The organism is Saccharopolyspora erythraea NRRL 2338 (assembly GCF_000062885.1).
In the GTDB taxonomy this organism is placed as follows: Bacteria; Actinomycetota; Actinomycetes; order Mycobacteriales; family Pseudonocardiaceae; genus Saccharopolyspora_D; species Saccharopolyspora_D erythraea.
Genome location: NC_009142.1, coordinates 4,221,871 through 4,242,423, shown reverse-complemented (window position 1 = coordinate 4,242,423; position 20,553 = coordinate 4,221,871). Strand labels below are relative to the sequence as shown.

The following is a 20,553-nucleotide window of genomic DNA, read 5'->3' as shown; positions in this document are numbered from 1 at the left end:
GCGGACCGGCGGATCAGCCCTGGGCCTCGCCGGTGATCAGCGCGACCGCCAGCTCGCGGGTCCGCTCGTCGACCTCGGGCAGCCGGAAGCCGGCACCGCGGATGTGGGCGAGCAGGTCGGGCTCGGGGGCGACGCCGTGCGCGCGCAGGTAGTAGCCGGCCGCGCCGGGCCAGATCCAGCGCCCGTCGGTGTGGAAGGTCAGCGGGACGGCGGGGCCGCGCTCCGGGTCGAGCTTGTCGGCGTCGTAGCTGCGGGCGGCCAGCACGATCGGCGCGCGTTCGAGGTAGGCCAGCACCTGCTCGTGGTCCTCCGGGCCGACCGAGGGGCGCTCGGTGATCGGACGGCCGTTGCCGTCGAAGACCTCCGCGGTGCGCAGGGCGGGGTCCGCGGCGGGAGCGCCAGCGGCCCGGGCCAGCCAGGCCGGGATGTTGGCCGCGGCCCGGGGGTAGCGGCGGAGCTCGTCGGCGTGGGCCTCGCCGTCCGGCGCGGCGCGCCAGGCCGGCTCGAAGTCGCCGTTGAAGTCGACGCTGTAGCTGCCCGGCCGCTGCAGCCGGTACTGCGCGCTGATCCAGGTACCGCGCTCGGGCCGGTACATGCCGTGGCGCAGCCGGGTGAAGAGCTCGGTGGCGTCGGACGGGGCGGCGATCGGCACGACGGTGCCGTTGGGCGCCAGCAGCTGCGCCACGAGTTCGCTGTGCGGACCGATCGCGCGGTACTCGACGGTGGCTTCCTGCCAGCCCGGCGGGAGGGCGCGCACGATCACCCGGCCGATCTCCTGGATGAGCTGCTGCTGCGCCGCCTCGTCCAGTGCACCCGGCGGGTTGTTGGGTCCCGGTTGGCTCATGCCTGCATCCTCCCAGTGCGACTCCGACCGCGGGAGCCGTTTCACGCAAGTCCCGATGTGCCGTCCGCGCGCCCGAGCGGGCGGTCCGGGCGCGCGGCGCCGGTTCGCCGGATCGGCCGATCCCTTGTCCCCGCGGGGGCGGCCACCGCCGCGTGCAGAAGCTTAAGCCCCCTTCCGAGTGACGTGTCAGGGCCAGTTGCCGCACTGCTCCACCGGGGTGAAACCGCAGGTCACAGCGCTGCTACTGGAAGGAGAAAGGCTTGCGGCTGTGAATTCCTGATGACGCTTCGAATGTCGGATAGCACGATTGTTGACAATAAATCCAGGCGGGGTTTAGCTTCGTCACATCGCCAACTCCGACGCGGAGGTGACCATGCAGCTCAACGAGTACGGCCACCCGCGTCCCGTGCGTTGGTTGTCTTCTTCCTCGCTCTGGCTGCGACATTCGTGACGCCCGCCGCCCGTCCGGGCGGCGAGGGCCCACAGCGCAGCGCGTGTGACCGGCGGTGATCTTCCGGCCGGGTTCAAGGCACGCCCCATCGATCGGCACCCAAGCGGGCACCTCCCGGTGCCCGTCGTCATGCACTGCGAATTGAGAGGAGGTTCGGCTGGTGGCACTCGTCGACTGCGCCCCGCTGATGAAGGTGACGTGGACCGACCCGGTGACGGGCAAGCGTGGATTCCTGGTCGTGCACAGCCTGGTGTCCGGCCTTGCCACCGGCGGGACCCGGATGCGCGCCGGCTGCACGATGTCGGAGGTCGAGGACCTCGCGCGCGGCATGGCCCGCAAGACTGCGGTGTTCAACCTGCCGGTCGGTGGCGCCAAGGGCGGCATCGACTGCGACCCCAAGGATCCCGAAGCGCGCGGCGTGCTGCGCCGGTTCGTCGAGGCGATGCGGCCGTGGATCGACGCGCACTGGGTCACCGCCGAGGACCTAGGGGTTCCGCAGCACCTCATCGACGAGGTCTTCGCCGAGGTGGGGCTGCAGCAGTCCTACCACGCGGCCATCCGCCGCGCCCCCGACGTCGGGCACACCCTGCGCCGGATCCGCGCCGGGCTCAACGCCCCGGTGCCGGGCGGGCTGCTGCTGGGCGACGTCGTCGGCGGATACGGCGTGGCGCAGAGCTGCCTGGGCGTCGTGCAGGCCCGGGGCTGGGACAGCGCCGAGACAACCGTCGCGGTGCAGGGCGTGGGCACGATGGGCGGCGGCGCCGCCTGGTACCTGCACGAGGCGGGGCTGAAGGTCGTCACGGTCGCCGACGCCGCGGGCGCGCTCCACCACCCGGACGGCCTGGACATCCCCGCGCTGCTGGAGATGCGCGACCGCTTCGGCGAGATCGACCGCGACCAGGTTCCCGCCGACGTGCAGCGGCTGCCGCGCGAGGCGGTCCTGACCGCCGACGTCGACGTGCTGATCCCGGCGGCGGTGTCGTACGCGATCACGCCGCTCCAGGTGCCCGAGGTCTCGGCGAAGGTGGTCATCGAGGCGGCCAACACGCCGGTGACGCCGGAGGCCGAGGAGCTGCTGGCGGCCCGGGGCATCCCGGTGATCCCGGACTTCGTGGCCAACTCCGGGGCGGTCGCCTGGGCCTGGTGGCTGCTGCTGGGCAGGGTCGACGCCGACCCGGTGCTGTCGTTCAGCGTGCTGCGCGAGGAGATGCTGGCCAAGATCCCGCCGCTGCTGGCGGCCTGGGACGCCGACGGCACGACCCCGCGGGCCGCGGCGCTGGAGCTGGCCGACTGGCAGACCGAGCAGAACCGGGTCGCCGAGGCCGAGGGGCGGCTGCTGGTCAGCATTCCCTGACCGGTCCGCCGCGTCGCGGGTGGCGCAAGCGCACGGGTGCGCCCGGCCGGCCCAGGTGCCTGCCGGGCGCACCCGTTGTACTTCCAGGGGAAGTCGGCGGGAATTGGCCGGGCGTTACAACCCGGCGCGGCGGCCACGACTTCGGGTGATGAGTGTGTGACAACCCGCGTCGGGAGTGCTAGCGTGGTCGCAGTTGCAGTTTTGGTTCCCAGAAGTACTCGAAAGTGCCTGCGAAACAATGTGACGCAGGCACTTTGTTGTGCCGGAGGCCGTTTCCGGCCCGGGTGATCATCTCGGCGACTTGGGGTCTACGAAGTGTTGACCCTGGCCATTAGAAGTAGGAGACAGAGAATGGCTACCGGTACCGTCAAGTGGTTCAACGCTGAAAAGGGATTCGGCTTCATCACCCCCGACGGGGGCGGCGCCGACGTGTTCGCCCACTACTCGGCGATTGACGCCACCGGTTTCCGCACGCTGGACGAGAACCAGCGGGTGGAGTTCGAGATCGCCCAGGGCCCGAAGGGGCCGCAGGCCGCGCAGATCCGCACGATCTGAGATCGCCTGAGACAGTCCGGCAGGCCCGCACCGCACGGCGGTGCGGGCCTGCCGTCGTGCTGGTCCCTAGGGCGAAGCCCGGCTCCTGCCCAGGCCAGGGGCGGTGTCCTGTCCGGACCATGCCCCGTGGGCCCAGTCGTGCCGCGGCGCCGCGACGGAGGCTCGCACGACCTCCGAGGTTCACCCGATGTGGTGCGCATGGCGCCGGTAGTCTTGCTGGTTGCCGTTGTCCGCTCCGATGTCCGAGGTTCCTGTGCCCCTGCGTGTGTTCGTGGCCGGTGCCACCGGTGTCGTGGGAAGAGCGCTGCTGCCGCGGTTGCGGGAGCGCGGTCACCACGTGACCGCGCTGGTCCGCCAGGCGGGCAGGCTCGAGGGCGGCGACCTGGTCGACGCGGTCGCGGTGGCCGACGTGATGGATCCTCGGCGGCTGCGCCGGGTGGTGCAGGAATCCGCCCCGGACGTGGTGGTCTGCCAGGTGACGGCGTTCCGCCACCCCGACTTCGACGTGGCCCTGCACCGCACCTCCCGTCTGCGCGACGCCGGGACTCGCAACCTCGTCAGCGCCGCCGTTTCCGCGGGTGCACGGCGCATCATCATCCAGAGCATGGCCGCCGCCTACTGCCCGCACGGACACGACGTGCTGGACGAGGAGGCTCCGCTGTGGACGGAGGCGCCCGGGCGCTGGGGCGAGGCGGTCCGCGCGGTCGCGGCGATGGAGGACGCGGTTCTGACCTGCCCGAACATCGAGGGCATCGCCCTGCGATACGGCGCGCTCTACGGTCCCCGCACCTGGTACGCGCCGGGCGGCACCATCCACGAGAAGGTGCGCGGCAGCGCGTTGCCGCTGGTCGACGACGGTGTGGGACTGACATCGTTCACCCACACCGAGGACGCGGCCGGCGTGGTGCTCGAAATGCTCACCGGTGGTGATCCCGGTGCCTACAACGTGGTCGACAACGAGCCCGCAGAGAGCATGGAGTGGCTGCCCGCCTACGCCCGGATCGTGGGCGGTCCGGCGCCGGTGTCGCTGACCCTGGACCAGGCGCGCACGCAGCTCGACTGGCTCACGGTGCACCAGCTCACCGAGCAGCGCGGCGCGACCAACTTCCGGCTGCGGGAGACGCTGGGGTGGCGTCCGGCGTGGCCGAGCTGGCGGGAGGGATTCGCGTCGTTGTGCGGGTTGTGGCCGGGCTGACCGCGGGATTCACCCGATGCGCCCAACCGGAATGGTGGTTGGTCACGCAACGAAACATTTCTCGCATCTCCGGGAGCGGACAATTCGGTTCTCGCTCGGCGATCGGAGGTGCGGTGCGAGTTGAACGGTGGATGTCGGGACGCTTGATATCGGGTTGCGGTCGCGGCGCGTATCCGGTGGTGCCGGCGAGACCCCGAGTCGGGGCCTATTACCTCATGTGCGGGTGAACCGCAATGGTCTCGATTCGGGATTGGCCGCGCGTGTCGGGACCCGTTCGGACGGTTTCCTCGAAACGTGCAATCGTTTCCGGTAAAAAGCCCGTTTCCACAGGTAGATCGCGGGTCGGGGCGAGGGCCGCTGCGCGGGTCCGGCGCGGGAGCGCAGCGGGCTTCCTGAGCCCTGCTAAGGGGTATGAAAACGCGACGTGACGGGATAGGTTCGACCAAACCACCGCCTGAGGGAAGCCGGAGAACCCCGACCGATGACCACCACGGACACCGCACACCCGCTGGAAGCGATGCTGCCCCCGGGCAGCGTGATCGTCGACCCCGACGTGCTGGAGGCCCACCGCCGCGACCGGGCGACGTTCTGCCCGTCCGGGACGCCGTCGGTGCTGGTCCGCGCGCGCTCGACCGGCGACGTCGCCGCGACGCTGCGGTGGGCGCACGAGAACCGGGTGCCGGTGGTCCCGCAGGGTGCCCGCTCCGGGCTGTCCGGTGCGGCCAACGCCTCCGACGGCTGCGTGCTGCTGTCGCTGGACAGGATGGACCGCATCGTGCAGGTCGACGCGGCCGAGCAGGTCGCGGTGGTGCAGCCGGGCGTGATCAACGGCGTGCTGGCCGCCGCGGTGGCCGAGCAGGGGCTGTTCTACCCGCCGGACCCGGGCTCGCGCGGCATCTCCACCATCGGCGGCAACGTGGCCACCAACGCGGGGGGCATGTGCTGCGTCAAGTACGGCGTGACCGGCGACTTCGTGCGCGGTCTGGAGGTGGTGCTCGCCGACGGCCGGGTGATGCGCACCGGGCGCCGCACCGCCAAGGGCGTCGCGGGCTACGACCTGACGAGCCTGATGGTGGGCTCGGAGGGCACGCTCGGGGTCATCACCGAGATCACCGTGGCGCTGAGGTCGGCCTCGGCACGCCCGCTGACCGCGGTCGCGTTCTTCCCGGCCATCGCCGACGCCTGCCGGACGGTGGCGGGCTACCTCGGCGAGGGCTACCGGCCGTCGGTGCTGGAGTTCATGGACCGGCCCACCGTGGACGCCGTCTCGCGCATCGCCGACCTGGGCTTTCCCAGCGACATGGGGTCGATGCTCATCGCGCAGTCCGACAGCGGCGAGTCGGCCAGGGCCGACCTCGAGGCGTTCGAACGGGTGGCGCGCGGCTTCGGCGCCTCCGACGTCGTGGTCGCCGACGACCCGGCCGAGGGCGAGATGCTGATGCAGGCCAGGCGGCTGGTCGGTGACGCCCACGAGCACCTCGGCTCGCAGCTCATCGACGACGTGTGCGTGCCCCGCAGGCACCTGGTCGACCTGGTCGAGGGGCTGCACCGGCTGGCCGAGCAGTACCGGGTGCAGGTCCTGTGCGCGGGTCACGCCGGGGACGGCAACATGCACCCTGTGGTCGTGTTCGACGCCGAGGACCCTGACGAGACCGTCCGCGCCGAGCAGGCGTTCGACGCGATCATGGCGCTTGGCCTGGAGCTGGGCGGCACGATCACCGGTGAGCACGGCGTCGGCCACCTCAAGCGCCACTGGCTCGGCCGGGAGCTGGACCCGGCGGCGTTGTGGGCGCAGCGCGCGATCAAGCGGACGCTCGATCCGCGCGGCATCCTCAACCCCGGCCGGGTCCTGCCCCCAGAGTGATCAGGGCTCCTCGTAGCCGTCGTCGTCGGCGGGCACCGGGCGGTTCTGCTCGGCGAGGTCGGCCGGGTCGACCTCCGGCGACAGCTCACCGACCGGTTCGGCCTCTTCGTCCTCGCCTGGGATGACGGTCTCGCGCGCCTGCTCGGCGGCGTCGGCTTCGGGGGTCTCGGGATCCATGCTTCCTCCACGGTCGGGTACTGGCCGGCCAACTGCCACCGTATCGACTCCGCTGCCGCTACGCGCCCGGTGATCCGTCCAGGGGAGGGAAGCGCGGGGCGCGGCGTTCGAGGTAGCTGTGGATGCCTTCCTTGACGTCCGGCCGGCGGAACGCCGCGATCATGCGTTCGGTGGCGTCGGCGGTCGCGGTCTCCAGGCCGCTGTCCAGACCGGTGTAGACCTGCTGCTTGATCTCGGCCATCGACGCGGGGGAGCACTCGGTGGCCAGGGTGCGGGCGTAGGCGAGGGCGCTGCCGAGCACCTGGTCGCCGGGCACGACGCGGTCGACCAGACCGAGCTCGCCGGCCTCGGTGCCCAGCAGGGTCCGCGCCGACAGCAGCAGGTCGAGCGCCTTGCCGACGCCGACGAGCTTGGGCAGCAGCCACGCGATGCCGTACTCGGCGATGAGCCCGCGCTTGCTGAACGCGGTGGTGAACTTGGCCTCGGACGCGGCGAACCGGACGTCGGTGAACAGCGCCACCACCAGGCCGACACCCGCCACGGGGCCGTTGATCGCGGCGATGACCGGCTTACGCATGCGGGTCGCCAGCGACAGCGGGCGCTCGTCGGGGTCGAAGTCCTCGGGGCCCACTTCGGAGAGCGCGGCCATGTCGGCGCCCGCGCAGAAGCCGCGTCCGGCGCCGGTCACGACGACGACGCGGACCCGTGGGTCCCGGTCGGCTTCCTCCAGCAGGTCGAAGTAGCGCCGCTGCATGGTCCGGGTCCACGCGTTGAGCCGGTCCGGCCGGTTGAGCGTCAGCAGGAGCACGCCGTCGTCGCGCACCTCCGCCAGCACCTCGTCGGCGGGTTGGGGATCTTGCGTCACTCGATCACCTCCGCGGGGGTTGCTGGCAAGCTACCGAGGAGGACGGGCCGCCTCAAGGACCGTGGGCGATCCTCCCGGACGGCCGTCGTGGACAGGTCCGATCCGGTGGCTCGTGGAGCGGTTCCCGCGGGCCCGGTGGTCGCGGTCGGTGCGGTGACCGCGACCACCGGGAGAGATCCGGCATCCGAGCCGGGGCCAGACCGAGGTCGGGCTCCTCAGCCGATCGCCCGGCCCGCGTACTCCGGCGGCTCCTCGGTCAGCTCCGCGATGCGCGCGGCGACCTTCTCGGGGAAGGGCGCCGACCGTCCCCGAGCGCTGTCGACGTGCAGCGCGAGGATCTCCTCGGTGGAGACGAGCACGCCTTCGACGACCATCTCGTGGCACAGCCGCAGCTTCTTGGGGCCGCCACCGACGATCCGCGTGGTGACCACCAGCTCGGAGTCGGGCGGCACCTCGCGCAGGTACCGGACGTGCGCCTCGACGGTGTAGAGGGAGCACCCCGTCTCGGTGCGGTAGGTCTCGTCGAGTCCGAGCTGGTCCATCACCGCGTCGGTGGCGAACCCGAACACCAGGACGTAGTAGGCCTCGCTGAGGTGGCCGTTGTAGTCGATCCACTCCGGGCGGACCCGCTGCCGGAACTTCACCAGACCGCTCATGACCCGCCCTTCCGCACGTTCTCGACCGCCCTCATGACCGCGATCACGGCGCGGTCGCGCTCGGCGACCAGCTCGGCGATGCTGCGGCCGTCCGCGGCCTCCTCACAGCCCTTGACCATCCGGTCGCGCAGTTCCTCGGTCAGCTCCGGGGCTTCCAGCCGCGTCCACGGCGACTTCAGCGACGGACCGAAGTGGTCGAGCATGTGGGCCATCCCGCCCTCGCCGCCGGCGAGGTGGAAGGTCAGGCACGGGCCCAGCAGCGGCCACCGCAGCCCGGGACCCTCGGTGATCGACGCGTCGATCTGCTCGACGGTCGCCTCCCCGTTGGCGACCATGTGCAGCGCCTCCCGCCAGATCGCCTCCTGCAGCCGGTTGGCGATGAAGCCCGGCACCTCGCGGTCCATCGTGATCACCGACTTGCCGGCGACCTCGAAGAACTCCGAGGCCCACTCGACGGCCCAGCGCTCGGTCCGCTCACCACCGACGACCTCGACCAGCGGGATGAGGTACGGCGGGTTGAACGGGTGGCCGACCACCAGCCGCTGCGGTGTCGCGCACTGCGCCTGCATCTCGGTCATCCCGTAGCCGGAGGTCGACGACGAGACGACGACGCCGGCCGGGGCGGCCGCGTCGATGCGGGCCAGCAGGTCCTGCTTGAGCGCCAGGTCCTCGGGCGCGCTCTCCTGCACGAACTCGGCGTCGGAGACCGCGGCCTCCAGCGTCGGGGCGATCGTGAGGTTGTCGCGGGACGCGCCGGCGGCGAGCCCGAGCTCGGTGAGCGCGGGCCACGCCGCGTCGACGAGCCTGCGCAGCCTGGCTTCGGCGTCGTCGGCCGGGTCCCACGCGGTGACGTGGTAGCCGCGCGCCAGGAAGTGCGCGACCCAGCCGCCACCGATGACCCCGGCGCCGATGCAGGCGACGCGGCGCACCTCGGCGGGGGAGACGGTGTTGTGGTTCAAGTGTTGGCCTTTCGGAGCGGGGAAGTCGTTGCGGGACGCGGTGTTCGCGCTGCGCCGAGGGGCTCAGCGCTTCCGGAGGCCGAGCTTGGCGCGCGCCTGGTCCGGGGTGGCGATGCGCGAGCCCATGGACTCCAGCAGCGTGACCGCGCGCTCGACGAGCTGGGCGTTGGTGGCCTTGACGCCCTTGCTCAGGTACAGGTTGTCCTCCAGCCCGACCCGGACCTGCCCGCCGAGCAACGCCGACTGCGCCACCCACGGCATCTGGTTGCGGCCGATGGCGAAGCTCGCCCAGTTGGCGCCCTCGGGCAGCATGTTCACCATCGCCTGCAGCACGCCGGGGTCCGCCGGTGCGCCGTAGGGAATTCCCATGCAGAGCTGGAAGAGCGGCGGCGCGTCGATGAGGCCCTCCTCGATCAGCTTGGTGGCGAACCACAGCTGACCGGTGTCGAAGATCTCCATCTCGGGCTTCACGCCGAGCTCCTGGATGCGCTTGGCGCCGGCCCGCAGCATGTCCGGTGTGCTGATGTAGAGCTGGCTGCCCTCGCCGAAGTTCAGCGAGCCGCAGTCCATCGTGCAGATGTCGGGCAGCAGTTCCTCGACGTGGGGCAGCCGGTCCAGGCCGTTGACCAGGTCGGTGCCGTCCACCGGCTTGAGCGGGTCCTCCTGGTCGATGACCAGGTCGCCGCCCATGCCCGCGGTGAGGTTGATGACGACGTCCACCCCGGTGTCCTTGATCCGCTCGACGACCTCGCGGTACAGCGACACCTCGCGGGAGCCCTGGCCGGTCTCGACGTTGCGCACGTGGATGTGCACGACGGCGGCTCCCGCGTTGGCGGCGTCGACCGCGGAGGTCGCGATCTGCTCGGGGGTGACCGGCACGTGCTCGCTCTTGCCGACGGTGTCGCCGGCACCGGTCAGGGCAGCGGTGATGATCACTTCGTTGTTCATGCGGGTACTCCTCATCGGCACCGGGACGTGCCGGTGCTTCGCGGTCCGATGTGGTTGGTTGGACGGGCGTCGGCGGTCAGTGCCGCACGATCTCGCGCTCGACGAAGTCGCGGAGCACCTGGCGCATCCGCCGCACGGTGCGGCCCGGCCTGCCGGCGAGCACCTGGACGCCCAGGCCGTCGATGAGCGCGGTCAGCGTGACCGTCAGCTCCTCGGCGTCCCGGTCGGTGAACACGCCCTGCTGCTGGCCCTGCCGGATGGTGCGGGCGATGGTGTCGTGCCAGCGGGTGTAGGAGTCGCTGTGCAGCACCTGCAGGTCCGGGTCGAGTGCGCTCTCGTTCCAGACCTGCAGCCAGATCGACCACTCCGACCTGAGCAGCCCCTCGGTGGGCAGTTGCAGCTCCACCAGCCGCAGCAGCCGCTCGTGGGCGTCGGAGATGCTGTGCAGTTCGGCGACCTGGCGGTCGAAGGCCAGCTTCACCGAGTAGCGCAGCGTCTCGATGAGCAGGTCCCGCCGGCCGGGGAAGTAGTAGTGGATGGTCGCCGCGCTGGTCCCGCACGCCTGGGCGACGTCGGAGACCCGCACCGAGTGGTAGCCGCGCTCGGCGATCAGGTGCCACGCGGCGTCGAGGATCTGCTGGTAGCGGCCGGCGTCGCCGGAGCCGCCGCGCCCCTGCTCGGAGCGCGCCGAGCGACGGGGCACGGCCACCGCGGTCTCCGCGTCGTCGCCGCCGTTGAGCAGCCAGTTCACCGTGACGCCGGTGACCTCGGCGATCCTGGTCAGCTCGGCCGGGGTGAAGCGCCTGGTCCCGGTCAGCGACTTGGAGAGCTTGGTGGCGTCCAGGCCGATCTGCTCGGCGAAGGCGCGTTGGCTCCCCGGGTACCGGCGCGACACGTCCCGCACCCGCTGGCGTAGCTCCGCCGTCGTGTCCTGCACGGGCGCAACGCTAGCAGCGCATTGCGAGAATCGCAATAAGGCGATTTGGTTGCGATCTGGCGCGTAGCCGGAAGTACGGATACGCAAGCGCTCTGAACTGTGGAGTTGGTCTGTCTATCGAGGACCTCAGGTGCGTCGGCCGCGGCCCGTTATGAACTGATAAGTCAGTCGGTTCGCAACGCGTGGGCGGGCGCCGGTGACCATCGCAGCCATGCGAGCCTAGAGCAGCCGTGCTGAGCTTGGCGCGGCGAACTGCGAGGACACGGGAGCGGACGTGGCGGAGACCGGACCGGCCGGCGCGGTGACCGAGCAGGCGCGGGACCGCAGGTGGCACGCCCTGGCGATCTGCCTGGTCGCAGGTTTCATGACGTTGCTCGACGTCAGCATCGTCAACGTCGCCCTGCCGTCGATGCAGCAGGGCCTCGACGCGCCGCCGATCGCACTGGCCTGGATCGTCTCCGGTTACGCGCTGACCTTCGGCCTGGTGCTCGTGCCGGCCGGACGGCTCGGCGACGACCGCGGGCGGGGCCGGATGTTCGTCATCGCGCTGCTGGCCTTCACCGTGGCCAGCGCGCTGGCGGGTTTCGCGCAGAACGCGCTGTGGCTGGTCATCGCCCGGCTGCTGCAGGGCGCGGCGGGCGGCATGCTCAACCCGCAGGTGCTGGGGCTGATGCAGCAGCTCTTCCACGGCCGGGACCGGGGACGGGCGTTCGGCCTGTTCGGCGCCGTGGTCGGCCTGTCCACCGCGATCGGCCCGCTGCTGGGCGGGGTGATCCTGCAGTTCGCGGGCAACGAGGACGGCTGGCGCTGGGTGTTCTTCGTGAACTTGCCGATCGGGGCGGCCGCGCTGGTGTACGCGCTGCGGGTGCTACCGCGCGAGGACCGCACCGAGCGCCCGCACAACCTCGACCTGGTGGGCGTGGTGCTCCTCGGCGCGGGACTGCTGTGCCTGCTGCTGCCGCTGGTGGAGCACTCGGAGTCGCCGTGGTACCTGCTCGCCGCCGCCCCGGTGCTGCTGGCGCTGTTCGTGGCGTGGGAGCACTGGTACCGGGTGCGCGGCTACGCGCCGCTGGTCGACCTGCGGCTGCTCCGGATCGGCAGCTACTCCTTCGGCACCATGCTGGGGCTGCTCTACTTCGGCGGGTTCACCAGCATCTTTTTCGTGCTCGCGGTGTACTTCCAGCGGGGGCTGGGTTACTCGCCGCTGGAGGCGGGCCTGGCCATGACGCCGTTCGCGGTGGGCTCGGCGGTGTCGTCGGCGGTCAGCGGGCGCATCGTCTACCGCATGGGGCGCACGCTGGTGATCATCGGCCTGGTCGGTGCGCTGGCCGGGCTGCTGGCCACCGATGTGCTGCTGGGCCGGCACTTCGGGCAGATGGCAGGGCTGGTGACCGCGCTGCCGCTGCTGGTCGCCGGTGTGGGCAGCGGCATGGTGATCTCGCCGAACCAGACCGTCACGCTCAGCGAGGTCGACAGCGCGCAGGGCGGCACCGCCGCCGGTGTGCAGCAGACCGCCCAGCGCATCGGCACCGCGCTGGGCACCGCGACCGCTTCGGGCCTGTTCTTCGGAGCCCTGGAGGCCGGCGGCTACGACGAGGCGATCTCCAGCGGGCTGGTCGTCTCGGTCTGCTTCGTGGCCGCCGCGCTCGTCCTCGGCATCACCGAGCGGCTGGTCGTCGCGCGCCGCGGGCGCTGACGCTCACTCCCGCGCGGCGGCGGCCAGCCCGGAGTGGCGGCGGCCGTAGAGCAGGTAGATCGCCATGCCCAGCACCAGCCAGGCACCGAAGCGCAGCCAGGTGATGACGTCGAGGTTCGACATCAGGTAGAGGCACGCCACCGCGGCGAGGATCGGCAACCACGGCGAGAACGGCACCCGGAACGGCCGCTCCAGGTCCGGCCTGCGCCTGCGCAGCACCGGCACGGCCAGGGTGACGATGACGAACCCGGACAGCGCACCGATGCTGACCATGTCGGCGAGCTCGGAGATCGGCACGAAGCCGGCCAGCAGCATGATCACGACCGCGCCGCCGATGGTCATCCGGTGCGGGGTGCCCCAGCGCGGGTGGACCTGGGAGAGCTTGCGCGGAAGCAGTCCGTCCCGGCTCATCGCGAAGCCGATGCGCCCGATGGTGACCAGCTCGACCATCATCACCGAGGTCAGCCCGGTGACGGCGCCCAGCGAGATGAGGCCGGCGACCCACGGAACGCCCACCGACTGGAAGGCCGCCGCCAGCGGGGCGCCCTCGTCGATCTGCTGGTAGGGGACCATCGCGCTGAGCACGAGCGCGACCGCGACGTACAGCAGCGTGCAGATCGCCAGGCTGCCGAGCAGGCCGACCGGCAGGTCGCGCCGGGGGCGCTTGGTCTCCTCGCCGAGGTTGGCCAGCGCCTCGAACCCGGTGTAGGCGAAGAAGACGATCGCGGCGGCGGTGAGCACCCCGCCGAAGCCGTAGACCGACTGATCCATCCCGAGCAGCGCCTGGACCAGCGGTTGCTCCAGCAGGCTCGCGCCCCCCTCGGCGGGCTGGGCGGGCGGCACGAACGGCACCAGGTTGGCGCCGCGGAAGAAGAACAGCCCGGCGACGACCACCAGCACGCAGACCGAGACCTTGACCACGACCAGCGCGTTGGTCACCCAGGCCGACTCGCGGATGCCGGCGACCGCGACCACGGTCAGGACCGCGATGATCAGCATCGCGCCCACGTTGACCGTCGCGTCCTCGCCGAAGTACTCCGGCGGCAGCCCGAGCAGGTTGGAGACGTAGCCCGACCAGCTCCGCGACACCACCGCCGCACCGAGCGCGAACTCCAGCAGCAGATCCCACCCGATGATCCAGGCGAAGACCTCGCCGATGGTGGCGTAGGCGTAGGTGTAGGCGCTGCCGGCGGTGGGCACCGCGGAGGTCAGCTCCGCGTAGCAGACGGCGGCCAGCGCCGCGACCACGCCGCCGATGACGAACGAGAGCACGACCGCCGGACCGGCGTGGTCCTTGGCCTCGATGCCGGCGAGGGTGAACACCCCGGTCCCGATGATGATGCCGATGCCTATGCCGACCAGGTCCACCCCGGACAGGCGCCGGATCAGGCCGCCCTGCCGACCGCGGTTGAGCACGTCCTCGACTGGCATGGTGCGTAGCAGGCTCACGGCGAAGCACGGTACGGAACTCAGGTGTCGATGACATAACGCGGGTGGACCGTTGGTGTCGTGACCGCCGCCCGCGCCCATTGTGGACGTAGCGGGACGGGCGGCGCCGCGCCCGCCCCGCGGATCGTGCCGATCAGGCGGGGATGGCGCTGGTGTCGCGCTCCCACATCCGGTGCTTGGCCAGCACGGAGGCGAACTCGGCGATGAAGTTCGGAGGGAGCGCCCCGCCGGTCGCCGCGGCGGTCACCACGCCCGCGTCGTTCACGACGCCGTCGCCCGAGGACTCGCGAGCTTCGGAGACCTCGGCGCGCCGCAGCATCGCCAGCCCGGCGTCGCTGGCGGCGACCGGTTTGGCGTGCTTGTAGGCCTCGGAGACGAAGTGCACGGCCATGCCGTCGGAGGCGAGCGCACGCACGCTCTCCTCGCCGCCCGGCACGATCACGCCGTCGTAAAGGACCGAGGACATGGTCGGGATCGCGCGGTCCACTGTGACCTCGGAGGAGTCGGCGCCGCGCACCGACCCGTCGCGCGGGCCGAGGACCTCGGGGATCGCACCGCGCTCGGAGAGGCCGCGGCGGATCTGGTCGACCTCGGTGGCGTCCACGCCGTCAGCCACCAGCACCGCGATCTTGCGGGTGGCGATCGAGTCCATCACCGCGTTGGCCTGGCTGAGCGCGGGCGAGCTCATCCCGTGGTTGGGCCGGACCTCGTCGGCCGGCGGGTTGACACCGATGCCTTCGGCGACGGCGACGGCCATGCCGTGGTCGATGTGGTTGATCTGCTCGACCACCGCCTCGCGCACGTGGTGGTGGTCGACCTTGCCGAGCTCGAAGCGGAACGCGTCGACGATGTGCTCCTTCTCCCAGGCGGCCATGCTGTTCCAGAACAGCGTCGCCTGGCTGTAGTGGTCCTGGAAGCTCTCGCTGCGCCTGCGGATCTTGTGGCCTTCGACCTTCTCCTGGTAGTGGCTGAACGCACCGCCGCCGCCGACCACCGGGCAGCCGCCCGCCAGGCTGTTCGGCGAGTAGCTGGTCCGTCCCCTGTGGATCTTCTGCTGCCCGTGGCCGTCGCGCTGGTTGTTGGACACCTCGGCCAGCGGCCGGTTCACCGGGATCTGCGCGAAGTTCGGGCCGCCCAGCCGGATGAGCTGGGTGTCCAGGTAGGAGAAGTTGCGCGCCTGCAGCAGCGGGTCGTTGGTGAAGTCGATGCCCGGCACCACGTTGGCGGTGTGGAAGGCGACCTGCTCGGTCTCGGCGAAGAAGTTGTCCGGGTTGCGGTCGAGCACGAGCCTGCCCACCGGCCGCACCGGCACCTGCTCCTCCGGGATGATCTTGGTCGGGTCCAGCAGGTCGAAGTCGAAGTCGAACTCGCGTTCCTCCTCGACCAGCTGCACGCCGAGCTCCCACTCGGGGAACTGCCCGGCCTCGATCGACTCCCACAGGTCGCGGCGGTTGAAGTCGGGGTCCTTGCCCGCCGCCTTCTGGCACTCGTCCCAGGCCAGCGAATGCGTGCCCAGCATGGGCTTCCAGTGGAACTTCACGAACGTGCCCTTGCCCTCGGCGTTGACCAGCCGGAAGGTGTGCACCCCGAAGCCCTGCATCATCCGGTAGCTGCGCGGCAGCGCCCGGTCCGACATCAGCCACATCACCATGTGCAGCGACTCCGGTTGCAGCGACACGAAGTCCCAGAACGTGTCGTGCGCCGACTGGGCCTGCGGGATCTCGTTGTCGGGCTCGGGCTTCACCGCGTGCACGAAGTCGGGGAACTTGATGCCGTCCTGGATGAAGAACACCGGCATGTTGTTGCCGACCAGGTCGTAGTTGCCCTCGCTGGTGTAGAACTTCGTCGCGAAACCGCGCACGTCGCGCACCGTGTCGGCCGAGCCGCGCGAGCCGGCGACGGTGGAGAAGCGGACGAAGACCGGCGTTCGCTGGCTGGGGTCGGACAGGAACCGCGCCACCGTGTAGTCGGCCATCTTGCGGTCGTAGGGCTGGAAGTGCCCGTAGGCGCCCGCACCGCGGGCGTGCACGACGCGCTCCGGGATCCGCTCGTGGTCGAAGTGGGTGATCTTCTCCCTGGCGTGGAAGTCCTCCATGAGGGTCGGGCCGCGCTCGCCCGCCTGCAGGGAGTCGTCGGTGTGGTCGACGCGGACGCCCTGCTGGGTGGTGAGGTGGGTGCCCTGCGGGTCCTGGCGTACCTGATCGAGCTGCTCGTTCTTGTCGCGGTGCTGCGAAGCCATAGGGGAACCCCCGGGTGTGACGGTCACGGTCTGCAGAAGCAGGTTTCCCCGCGGCACCGGAGGTTTAAGCTCAGCCGAACGCGGGCAGGTGCCCGATGATCTCCGGGGCGCCGGCCACGATCAGGAAGTGCACCGCCCGTCCGGCCAGTCCGGCCAGCAGGAACCAGCCGAACCGGATGCCCGCGGCGCCGGAGGCGAAGCACATCAGGGTGAACGGCGGGATTCCCGGGATCGCGCTGAGGAACAGCACACCGCGGCCCCACCACGGGCGTTGCTCGTTCTTGTGCCGGAACCGCTCCATCCACCGGGCCCACCGGCTGCCGGCCCTGGCCCGGGTCATCCTGCCGAGCCGTTCACCGAGCGTGACGCTTCCCTTGCCCGCCAGGTAGAACAGCGTCTTGCCCGCCACCTGGCCGACCGCGGCCGCGAGTCCCAGCGCCCACCACACCGGGCCTTCGACGGTGGAGAGCACACCCAGCAGGTAGAGCTCGATGTTGACCACGGGGAACACGCTGCCCAGCGCGGCGGTGCCCGCGGTGGCCAGCAGCCATCCGATCATCGACATGCACCGTGGTCGCGAGGGGATCGGGCAGGCATCGGTCGTACTCCAGACAGCGGTAGGGGCCGCACGAGACTACCGGGTGTGTTCGGCGGCTCGGCCCCGGCGTGGGTCAGTCCTCGGCGTCAGGGTCCCAGCTCAGCAGCCGGACCCGGCTCACCGTGCGCAGGTGCCGTCGCATCGCGGTGACCGCCGCGCGCGGCTGCCGGTCCCGGATCGCCTCGGCGATCCGCTCGTGCTGCGCCAGCGACTTGGACGGCCGGTTCGGCTGGCGCAGCGACTCCTCGCGGCTCTCGGCGATCTCGGCCGCGATGGTGCGCATGAACTCCGCCAGCATCGAGCTGTGCGCGGCGGCGGTGACGGCGGCGTGGAAGCGCTGGTCACCGGCCTCGCCCCGATCGCCGGACTCGATCTGCGCGCGCATGTCGGCCAGCGCGGCGTCGATCTCGGCGAGGTCCTCGTCGGTGCGCCGTTCGGCGGCCAGCTCCGCCAGCTTGGTCTCCAGCGCCTCGCGCGCCTCCAGAACGTCGGGCAGGCGGCGCTTGCGGGCCACGAGCTCCTCGACCGGCTCGGCGTCGAGGCGGCCGCGGCGCAGGTAGGTGCCGCCGCCGTGGCGCACCTCGACCAGGCCCTGCACCTCCAGCACCACGATGGCCTGCTTGACCGAGGCGCGGCTGACGCCGAGCCGCTCGGCGAGCTGGCGCTCGGGAGGCAGCCGGTCGCCCGCGCCGAGCCCGGAGTCGGCCACGTGCTCCCGCAGCCGCTGCACGACCTGCTCGTACAGCCGCGGGCGGGCCAGCGGGCGCAGGGCCTCGGACAAGTCGGAATCCTCCGTCGGACCGGGAAGATCGGTCGCTAGTAAGGCTAGCACCGGGGGGCAGTGGCGCAGTGGCTGAGCCAATCAGCTCTTGACGCCGCGATCGACTCGGCGCAAAGTGGTTCAGCCAGTGAGCCACTGTGCCCGGGATCACCCCGCTCGGCGGAGCGCCCGGCACGGCCGACCTGAGCGAGGAGGGGCAGTGCCGCCCGAAGTCGTATCGATCCTTGCGCTCGTCGCCTGCTTCGTCGTCGCCACGACGTTGTCGGTGAACATGGGCGTGCTCGCCTTCGCGGCGGCGTTCCTGGTGGGAACGCTGGCCGGAGGGCTGTCCGAGGACGAGATCTTCGCCGGGTTCCCCGGCGACATCTTCGTCGTGCTGGTGGGCGTCACCTACCTGTTCGCCATCGCCAGGGCCAACGGCACCACCGACTGGCTGGTCCGGTGGTCGGTCCGGCTGGTCGGCGGCCGGCTCGCGGTGCTGCCGTGGGTGATGTTCGGCATCGCCGCGCTGCTGACCGCCATCGGCGCGGTCAGTCCCGCCGCGGTCGCCATCGTGGCGCCGATCGCGCTGAACCTCGCCGCCCGGCACGGGATCAACCCGCTGCTGATGGGCGCCATGGTCGTGCACGGAGCGCAGGCCGGCGGGTTCTCGCCCATCAGCGTCTACGGCGTGATCGTCAACGGCGTGGTCGCGGGCAACCGGCTGCCGGGCAGCCCGCTTGTGCTCTTCGCGGGCAGCTTCGCGGTGAACCTGGTGATCGCCGGTGTCGTGTTCGTGGCGCTGGGCGGAATCCGGTTGGTCCGAGCCGCGGCCACGGTCGGCGCCCCCGCGCCGAGCGGCGGTGCCGACAGCACCGACGCCGATGTGGCTCCCACCGAAGATCCGCGGCTCAATCGCGACCGGGTGTGCACCCTGCTCGGCCTGGCGGCGCTGGTGGTCACGACCCTGGGCTTCGGCCTCGACGTCGGGCTGGTGGCCATGACCGTGGCCGTGGTGCTCACGCTGATCTCGCCGAAGGCCGCGGCCGGCGCGCCCGCCGAGGTCACCTGGCCGACGGTGCTGCTGATCTGCGGCGTGCTGACCTACGTCGGAGTGCTCCAGGAGATGGGCACCATCGACTACGTCGGCAATGCGGTGGCCACGGTCGGAATTCCTCTGCTCGCCGCGCTGCTGCTGTGCTACATCGGCGGGGTGGTCTCCGCGTTCGCCTCGTCGGTCGGGCTGATGGGCGCGCTGATCCCGCTGGCGGTGCCGTTCCTCACCACCGGAAGCATCGGGGCGGTCGGCATGGTGACCGCGCTGGCCGTGTCGTCGACAGTGGTGGACGTCAGCCCGTTCTCGACCAACGGTGCGATCGTGCTGGCCAACGCCAAGGGCGTGGACCGCGAGGTGTTCTTCCGCAGGCTGCTGGTCTACGGCGCGATCGTCACGGCGGTGGCGCCGGCGGTGGTGTGGCTGGTCTTCGTCGTGCCGGGTCTGGGTTGACCCCGGACCGTGGTCGCTGCCGGGTCCGGGTTGGAGGAGCGAAGAGGTGGAGGTGCACATGGGTGCCGCAGAGCAGGTGCTGTTCCCGAAGCTGCGGGAGCCCGACGAGCGGGAGGCGCTGCGCTTCGGCGAGCGGTCCCTGGACTACCGCGAGCTGGCCGGGGTGACCGCGGCGCTGGCCGAGCGCGTCGGGCGGGCACGGAGGGTCGCGGTGTGGGCGACCTCGGTGCCGGAGACCTGCGCGGCGGTCGTCGGCGCGCTGGCGGCGGGGGCGGCCGTCGTGCCGATCAACCCCAAGGTCGGCGAGCGCGAGCTGGCGCACATCGTCGGTGACAGCCGGCCGGAGCTGCTGCTGGTCGCGCCGGGGTTCGAGGCGCCGGAGGGGCTCGGGGACATCCCGGTCCACGAGGTCGACCTCACCGTCCGCGGCGGGGAGCTGCCCGCGGAACCGGACGAGGAAGAGGCGGCGCTGATCGTCTACACCTCCGGCACTACCGGGCCGCCCAAGGGAGTGGTCCTGCCGCGCCGGGCGATCCGGGCCAACCTCGACGCGCTGGCCGAGGCCTGGGAATGGACCGCGCGGGACGTGCTGGTGCACGCGCTGCCGCTGTTCCACGTGCACGGCCTGATCCTGGGCACGCTCGGACCGCTGCGGCTGGGCGGAACCGTGCACCACCTCGGGCGGTTCTCCTCGCAGGGCGTGGCCGAGGAGCTCTCCGGCCCGGCCACGATGATGTTCGGCGTCCCGACCATGTACCACCGGCTGGCCGACGACGCGGAGAAGGACCCGCGGATCGCCGAGGCGGTCGGCGGGGCGCGGCTGCTGGTGTCGGGTTCGGCGGCGCTGCCCGCCGTCGAGCACGAGCGCATCGAGCGGCTCACCGGGCAGCGGGTCGTCGAGCGCTACGGGATGAGCGAGACGATCATGAACTGCGGGGTTCGCGCCGACGGCGACCGCAGGCCCGGCTACGTCGGCAGGCCGTTCGCCGGAGTGGAGCTGCGGCTGGTCGACGAGCAGGGCGCCGAGATCACCGAGAGCGACGACGAGACCGTCGGCGAGATCCTGGTGCGCGGCCCGAACCTGTTCACCGGCTACCTCAACCGCCCCGACGCCACCGAGGCCGCGTTCACCGACGGCTGGTTCCGCACCGGCGACGTCGCGACCCGGGCGGCGGACGGCTACATCCGCATCGTCGGCCGCCGCGCCACCGACATCATCAAGAGCGGTGGCTACAAGATCGGTGCGGGCGAGATCGAGAACGCGCTGCTGGAGCATCCCGCGGTCGCCGAGGTCGCGGTCACCGGCGAGGCCGACCCCGACCTCGGGGAGCGGATCGTGGCGTGGGTGGTGCAGGCCGCCGAGGTCGCCGAGCAGGAGCTCGCCGACCACGTCGCCAAGCTGCTGACCCCGCACAAGCGGCCGCGCGTCGTGCGGTTCGTGGAGGCGCTGCCGCGCAACGAGATGGGCAAGGTCATGAAGAAGGCGCTGGCGGGGTGAG

General features: G+C 71.4%; 18 protein-coding genes. 7 read left to right on the top strand and 11 right to left on the bottom strand.

Annotated features, from left to right (window positions below; translation table 11 throughout):
- Positions 1 to 13: 13 nt before the first annotated feature.
- Positions 14 to 844 carry a hypothetical protein gene (locus SACE_RS18780; protein WP_009947880.1) on the bottom strand — a complete coding sequence of 277 codons (831 nt, stop codon included), beginning with the start codon at positions 842 to 844 and terminating at the stop codon, positions 14 to 16.
- Positions 845 to 1,482: 638 nt separating this feature from the next.
- Here SACE_RS18780 and SACE_RS18775 point away from each other — a divergent pair.
- From SACE_RS18775 to SACE_RS18760, 4 genes are all read left to right on the top strand, one after another.
- Positions 1,483 to 2,649 carry a Glu/Leu/Phe/Val family dehydrogenase gene (locus tag SACE_RS18775; RefSeq protein WP_037303984.1) on the top strand — a complete coding sequence of 389 codons (1,167 nt, stop codon included), beginning with the start codon at positions 1,483 to 1,485 and terminating at the stop codon, positions 2,647 to 2,649.
- A gap of 351 nt (positions 2,650 to 3,000) precedes the next feature.
- Positions 3,001 to 3,204 (top strand): cold-shock protein, encoded by a 204-nt coding sequence (locus SACE_RS18770; protein ID WP_009947882.1) that lies wholly within the window; start codon positions 3,001 to 3,003, stop codon positions 3,202 to 3,204.
- A gap of 253 nt (positions 3,205 to 3,457) precedes the next feature.
- The gene (locus SACE_RS18765; protein WP_143538321.1) at positions 3,458 to 4,399 is read left to right on the top strand and encodes an NAD-dependent epimerase/dehydratase family protein; all 942 of its coding nucleotides are present in this window, start codon (positions 3,458 to 3,460) and stop codon (positions 4,397 to 4,399) included.
- 481 nt (positions 4,400 to 4,880) lie between these two features.
- Complete coding sequence (locus SACE_RS18760) at positions 4,881 to 6,263, top strand: FAD-binding oxidoreductase (protein WP_009947884.1); 1,383 nt, start codon at positions 4,881 to 4,883, stop codon at positions 6,261 to 6,263.
- Here SACE_RS18760 and SACE_RS38345 read toward each other — a convergent pair whose 3' ends face one another.
- The 6 genes from SACE_RS38345 to SACE_RS18735 all read right to left on the bottom strand — a co-directional run bounded on the left by SACE_RS38345 (position 6,264) and on the right by SACE_RS18735 (position 10,805).
- On the bottom strand, positions 6,264 to 6,440 hold the full coding sequence (locus SACE_RS38345) for a hypothetical protein (protein ID WP_009947885.1): 177 nt from the start codon (positions 6,438 to 6,440) through the stop codon (positions 6,264 to 6,266).
- 58 nt (positions 6,441 to 6,498) lie between these two features.
- Positions 6,499 to 7,305 (bottom strand): enoyl-CoA hydratase-related protein, encoded by an 807-nt coding sequence (locus SACE_RS18755; protein WP_009947886.1) that lies wholly within the window; start codon positions 7,303 to 7,305, stop codon positions 6,499 to 6,501.
- 215 nt (positions 7,306 to 7,520) lie between these two features.
- Positions 7,521 to 7,961 carry a thioesterase family protein gene (locus SACE_RS18750; protein WP_009947887.1) on the bottom strand — a complete coding sequence of 147 codons (441 nt, stop codon included), beginning with the start codon at positions 7,959 to 7,961 and terminating at the stop codon, positions 7,521 to 7,523.
- Entirely contained in the window at positions 7,958 to 8,920 is a 963-nt protein-coding gene (locus tag SACE_RS18745; RefSeq protein ID WP_009947888.1) for a 3-hydroxyacyl-CoA dehydrogenase NAD-binding domain-containing protein, read from the bottom strand. The genes SACE_RS18750 and SACE_RS18745 overlap by 4 nt, the downstream gene beginning before the upstream one ends.
- 63 nt (positions 8,921 to 8,983) lie before the next feature.
- A complete protein-coding gene (locus SACE_RS18740) occupies positions 8,984 to 9,868 on the bottom strand; it encodes a beta-keto acid cleavage family enzyme (protein WP_009947889.1) in 885 nt (294 codons plus the stop codon).
- 76 nt (positions 9,869 to 9,944) lie between these two features.
- Complete coding sequence (locus SACE_RS18735) at positions 9,945 to 10,805, bottom strand: TetR/AcrR family transcriptional regulator (protein ID WP_011874179.1); 861 nt, start codon at positions 10,803 to 10,805, stop codon at positions 9,945 to 9,947.
- A gap of 274 nt (positions 10,806 to 11,079) precedes the next feature.
- Between SACE_RS18735 and SACE_RS18730 the strand changes: the two genes are divergently transcribed.
- The gene (locus SACE_RS18730; protein ID WP_009947891.1) at positions 11,080 to 12,501 is read left to right on the top strand and encodes an MFS transporter; all 1,422 of its coding nucleotides are present in this window, start codon (positions 11,080 to 11,082) and stop codon (positions 12,499 to 12,501) included.
- Positions 12,502 to 12,504: 3 nt separating this feature from the next.
- On the opposite strand, the gene SACE_RS18725 is transcribed toward SACE_RS18730, so the two are convergent.
- From SACE_RS18725 to SACE_RS18710, 4 genes are all read right to left on the bottom strand, one after another.
- A complete protein-coding gene (locus SACE_RS18725) occupies positions 12,505 to 13,932 on the bottom strand; it encodes an amino acid permease (protein ID WP_031334468.1) in 1,428 nt (475 codons plus the stop codon).
- Positions 13,933 to 14,083: 151 nt separating this feature from the next.
- Positions 14,084 to 16,189, bottom strand: a complete 2,106-nt coding sequence (locus SACE_RS18720; RefSeq protein ID WP_009947893.1) for a catalase — start codon at positions 16,187 to 16,189, stop codon at positions 14,084 to 14,086.
- 70 nt (positions 16,190 to 16,259) lie between these two features.
- On the bottom strand, positions 16,260 to 16,748 hold the full coding sequence (locus SACE_RS18715) for a VTT domain-containing protein (protein ID WP_011874178.1): 489 nt from the start codon (positions 16,746 to 16,748) through the stop codon (positions 16,260 to 16,262).
- 112 nt (positions 16,749 to 16,860) lie between these two features.
- Positions 16,861 to 17,568 (bottom strand): FadR/GntR family transcriptional regulator, encoded by a 708-nt coding sequence (locus tag SACE_RS18710; RefSeq protein ID WP_009947895.1) that lies wholly within the window; start codon positions 17,566 to 17,568, stop codon positions 16,861 to 16,863.
- A 199-nt stretch (positions 17,569 to 17,767) separates the two neighbouring features.
- On the opposite strand from SACE_RS18710, the gene SACE_RS18705 reads away from it, so the two are divergent.
- Positions 17,768 to 19,054 (top strand): SLC13 family permease, encoded by a 1,287-nt coding sequence (locus tag SACE_RS18705; RefSeq protein WP_009947896.1) that lies wholly within the window; start codon positions 17,768 to 17,770, stop codon positions 19,052 to 19,054.
- A gap of 58 nt (positions 19,055 to 19,112) precedes the next feature.
- Positions 19,113 to 20,552, top strand: a complete 1,440-nt coding sequence (locus SACE_RS18700) for an acyl-CoA synthetase (protein WP_011874177.1) — start codon at positions 19,113 to 19,115, stop codon at positions 20,550 to 20,552.
- Position 20,553: the final 1 nt, after the last annotated feature.